General features: G+C 73.0%; 1 protein-coding gene. It reads right to left on the bottom strand.

Annotated features, from left to right (window positions below; genetic code table 11):
- Nucleotides 1–4,776, bottom strand: a 4,776-nt coding sequence (locus tag ACFXB5_RS52725; RefSeq protein WP_385223050.1) for a beta-ketoacyl synthase N-terminal-like domain-containing protein, incomplete at both ends; no start/stop codon positions are given.

Genomic DNA, 4,776 nt, shown 5'->3' with positions numbered 1-4,776 from the left:
CCACCCCCACCGGGGGCGAACCCCCCCGCCCCCCGGCCGCCGGGGGGGGGGGTCCTCAATCGCCGGACGGGCTTGAATTGCCGCGCCAGCGGCAGGCTCCGCCCCAGCACCCCGGTCCTCAAACGCCGGACCGGCTTGAATTGCCGCATCCGCCGGACCGGCTTGAGAAGCCGCAGGAGCGTGCGGCGCCGCAAGGTTCCCGGGCAGGACGACCACCACATCATCCGGCAACGCTGTGGCGCCGGACTCCACCGCCGTGGCCAGCGCCTCCAAGTCGGCGTACGCGTCCAACCGCTGCCCAGCCGACTCCAGGCCGAGGACGTCGGACCCCAGCAGCGCACAGCGTCCAGCCGCACCCTGCCCGGACACCTCAGCCCAATCCAGCCGGTACAGCGACTCCTGACGGCCACCCCGCGCACCCCGGATCTGCTCGGCCGACACCGGCCGCAACACCAGCGAATCCACCGACAGCACCGCACGCCCAGCACCATCAGCCACCGCCAACGACACCGCACCCGCACCAGCCGCCGACAACCGCACCCGCAACACCGAAGCACCCACCGCATGCAACGACACACCAGCCCACGAGAACGGCAACCGAGCCCCGCCCTCACCCTCGATCAGACCACCCAACCCCACCGCATGCAGCGCCGAATCCAACAGCGCCGGATGCAGACCAAACGCACCCGCCTCGGACCGCGCACCCTCCGACAGCTCCAACTCCGCGTAGACCTCATCACCCAACCGCCAAGCGGACCTCAGCCCCCGGAACACCGGGCCATAGGCGAGCCCCAGGCTCGCCATGCCCTCGTAGAGACCGTCAAGCGCAACCGGCGTCGCGCCCGCCGGAGGCCATACGCCCAGGTCGAACGACGCCGCCGGCGCGCCCTCCACGAGCGCACCCGAGGCGTGGCGCAGCCACGGCTCATCGGCGGCCGCGCCCTCGAACCGCGAGTACACCTCGAACGCACGACGACCGGACCCGTCCGGCGCACCCACCGACACCTGAAGCTGAACACCGCCCACCTCCGGAAGCACCAGCGGCGCCTCCAGCGTCAGCTCCTCAACCTGGTCACAGCCCACCTGGTCACCGGCGCGAACCGCCAGCTCAACGAAGGCCGTACCCGGCAGCAGCACCGAACCCATCACGGCGTGGTCCGCCAGCCACGGGTGAGTGTCGAGTCCCAGGCGCCCCGTGAGCAGCAGGCCCTCGCCGCCGGCCAGCGGCACGGCGGCCCCGACCAGCGGATGGTCGACGGTCGCCAGCCCCAGCCCGGCCGTACCGCCCACGGTGGCCGGGAGCTCGGGCCAGTAGCGCGCGTGCTGGAAGGCGTACGTCGGCAGCTCCACCCGAGCCGCGCCCGTACCGGCGAAGACGGCCGCCCAGTCCACGGCCACACCGCGCACATGGGCGCGCGCGAGGGCCTTGGTCAGCGTCTCGGCCTCGGACCTGCCCTTGCGCAGGGCCGAGACGAACGCGGCATCCTCACCGGTGACACACTGCTGCGCCATCGCGGTGAGCACACCGTCCGGGCCCAGCTCGACAAAGGTGGAGACACCCTCGGTCTCCAGGGCCCGCACGCCGTCGAGGAAGCGAACGGCCTCGCGGACATGGCGCACCCAGAAGTCGGGGGTCGTGATCTCCTCGGCGGAGACCAGCTCGCCCGTCAGGTTGGACACGATCGGGATGCGCGGGGCCTCGTACGTAAGCCCCTGCGCCACCTCGCGGAACGCCTCCAACATGCCGTCCATGCGCGGCGAGTGGAACGCGTGGCTGACCGTGAGCCGCTTGGTCTTCCGACCCTGCGCCTCGAACGCGGCCGCGATCTCCCCAGCCGCGTCCTCATCACCCGCGATGACCACCGACGACGGCCCATTGAGCGCGGCAATCGACACGCGCTCGGTCAGCAGCGGCGCCACCTCGTCCTCGGACGCCTGCACGGCGATCATCGCGCCACCGGCGGGCAGCGCCTGCATCAGACGGCCACGCGCCGCAACCAGCTTCGCCGCGTCCGCCAGCGAGAGCACACCCGCCACATGCGCGGCGGCCAGCTCCCCGATGGAGTGCCCGGACAGGAAGTCCGCCTTCAAGCCCCACGCTTCGACGAGCCGGAACAGCGCCACCTCAATCGCGAAGAGCGCGGGCTGGGTGAACCCGGTCTGGTCCAGCTCCGCCGCGTCCTCGCCGAACAGCACATCCCGCAGCGGCCGTTCCAGATGCGCGTCCAGCTCCGCACACACGGCGTCCAGCGCCTCGGCGAACACCGGATAGGCGTCATACAGCTCACGCCCCATCCCCAGCCGCTGACTCCCCTGCCCCGTGAACAGGAACGCCACCTTGCCACCGGCCACCGAACCCTGAACGAGCGCCGCAGCGCGACGCCCCTCGGCCAGCGCCCCCAGAGCCGTCAGCAGCCCGTCCCGGTCCTCGGCCACCACCACCGCACGGTGGTCGAACGCCGATCGGCCGGTCGCCAGCGAGTGGCCCAGGTCGACCGCGCCCAGCTCGGGCCGGTCCGCCACATGGGCGACCAGCCGCTCGGCCTGGGCCCGCAGGGCGGCCGCGCTGCGGCCGGACAGCACCCACGGCACCACACTCGGAGCCACCGCACCCGGAGCCACCGCACCGGAGGGGGTCTCAGCCGCCTCCACCACCGGCGCCTGCTCGATGATCGTGTGCACATTCGTGCCGCTGATGCCGAACGACGACACACCCGCGCGGCGCGGACGGCCGTTCTCCGGCCACTCCACCTGCTCCGTCAGCAGCGAGACGGCCCCCGCCGACCAGTCCACATGCGGCGACGGCTCGTCCGCGTGCAGGGTCCTCGGCAGCACCCCGTGCCGCATGGCGAGGACCATCTTCATGATGCCCGCGACACCGGCGGCGGCCTGCGTGTGGCCCATGTTCGACTTGATGGAGCCGAGCAGCAACGGCCGCTCGGCGTCCCGCTCCTGGCCGTACGTGGCCAGCAGCGCCTGCGCCTCGATCGGGTCGCCCAGCGTCGTGCCCGTGCCGTGCGCCTCGACCGCGTCCACATCGCCGACCGACAGACCCGCGGCGGCCAGCGCCTGCCGGATGACGCGCTGCTGGGACGGGCCGTTCGGCGCCGTCAGGCCATTGGACGCACCGTCCTGGTTCACGGCGCTGCCGCGCACCACCGCGAGCACCGGGTGGCCGTTCCTGCGCGCGTCCGACAGCCGCTCGACGAGCAGCATGCCCGCGCCCTCGGCCCAGCCCGTGCCGTCCGCGTCCGCCGAGAACGCCTTGCAGCGGCCGTCGGCGGACAGGCCGCCCTGGCGGCTGAAGCCGACGAACGTGCCGGGGGTCGCCATCACCGTGACACCACCGGCCAGCGCCATCGTGCACTCGCCCGAGCGCAGCGCCTGCATCGCCCAGTGCAGCGCCACCAGCGACGACGAGCACGCCGTGTCGACGGTGACGGCCGGGCCCTCCAGGCCGAGGGCGTAGGCGACGCGGCCCGAGGCGATGGAGCCCGTGCTGCCGGAGCCGATCGCGCCCTCGCCGCCACCGTCCGGGGCCTGCTCCACGAGCGTGGCGTAGTCGTGGTACATCACGCCCGCGAACACACCGGTACGGCTGCCGCGCAGCGTGGCCGGGTCGATGCCCGCGCGCTCGAACGCCTCCCACGACGTCTCCAGCAGCAGCCGCTGCTGCGGATCGGTGGCGACGGCCTCGCGCGGCGAGATTCCGAAGAAGGTGGGGTCGAAGTCGGCGGCGTCGTGGAGGAAACCGCCCTCGCGGGTGTACGAGGTGCCGGGGTGTTCCGGGTCCGGGTGGTAGAGCGCGTCCAGGTCCCAGCCACGGTCCACGGGGAAGCCGGAGATCGCGTCCTGGCCGGAGGACAGCAGCCGCCACAGATCCTCGGGGGTGCGCACCCCGCCCGGGAAGCGGCAGCTCATGCCCACGATGGCGATCGGCTCGTCGTCGAGCGCGCCCACGGTCGACACCGGCAGGCCCGACTGGACGCGGCTGCCCGCCAGTTCGTCCCGGAGGTGTTCGGCCAGGACGAGGGAGGTCGGGTAGTCGAAGACCAGGGTGGCGGGGAGCCGCATCCCGGTGACCGCGTTCACGCGATTGCGCAGTTCGACGGCGGTCAACGAGTCGAAGCCCAGGTCGCGGAAGGCACGGTCGGGGTCCACGGAGTCGGCGGTGGCATAGCCCAGGACGGCCGCGACCTGGGTACGGACCAGCTCCAGCAGCGTCTCCAGCCGCTCGGTCTCGTTCAGCCGGGCCAGCCGCTGCGCCAGGGCGCCCGTTCCGGCGGAGCCCTCCGCCGTACGCCGCGCCGGGACCCGCACCAGCCCGGACATCAGCGGGGCCACCACACCGGTGGACGCCGCCTCGGCCCGTGCCGCCGCCAGGTCGAGACGCACCGGGACGAGCAGCGCCTCGCCCGCCCGTCCGGCCGCGTCGAACAGCTCCTTGCCCTCGTCGGTGGCGAGCGCGGCGACACCGCCCCGGCTCATCCGGGACACATCGGCCTGGTCCAGCTCACCGGTCATCCCGCTGGAGTCGGCCCACAGGCCCCAGGCCAGCGAGGTGGCGGGCAGGCCATGTGCCCGACGGTGCTGGGCGAGGGCGTCCAGGTAGGCGTTGGCGGCGGCGTAGTTGCCCTGTCCGGCGGCGCCGAAAACACCGGCGGCGGAGGAGAAGAGCACGAACGCCGACAGGTCCAGGTCGCGGGTCAGCTCATGCAGGTTCCAGGCCGCGTCCACCTTCGGACGCAACACCCCCGCCATGCGCTCGGGGGTGAG

It is taken from the genome of Streptomyces sp. NPDC059455 (assembly GCF_042750115.1).
GTDB lineage: Bacteria > Actinomycetota > Actinomycetes > Streptomycetales > Streptomycetaceae > Streptomyces > Streptomyces endocoffeicus.
The sequence above is the reverse complement of the archived record's forward strand: the minus strand, read 5'-3'. Positions and strand labels throughout refer to the sequence as shown.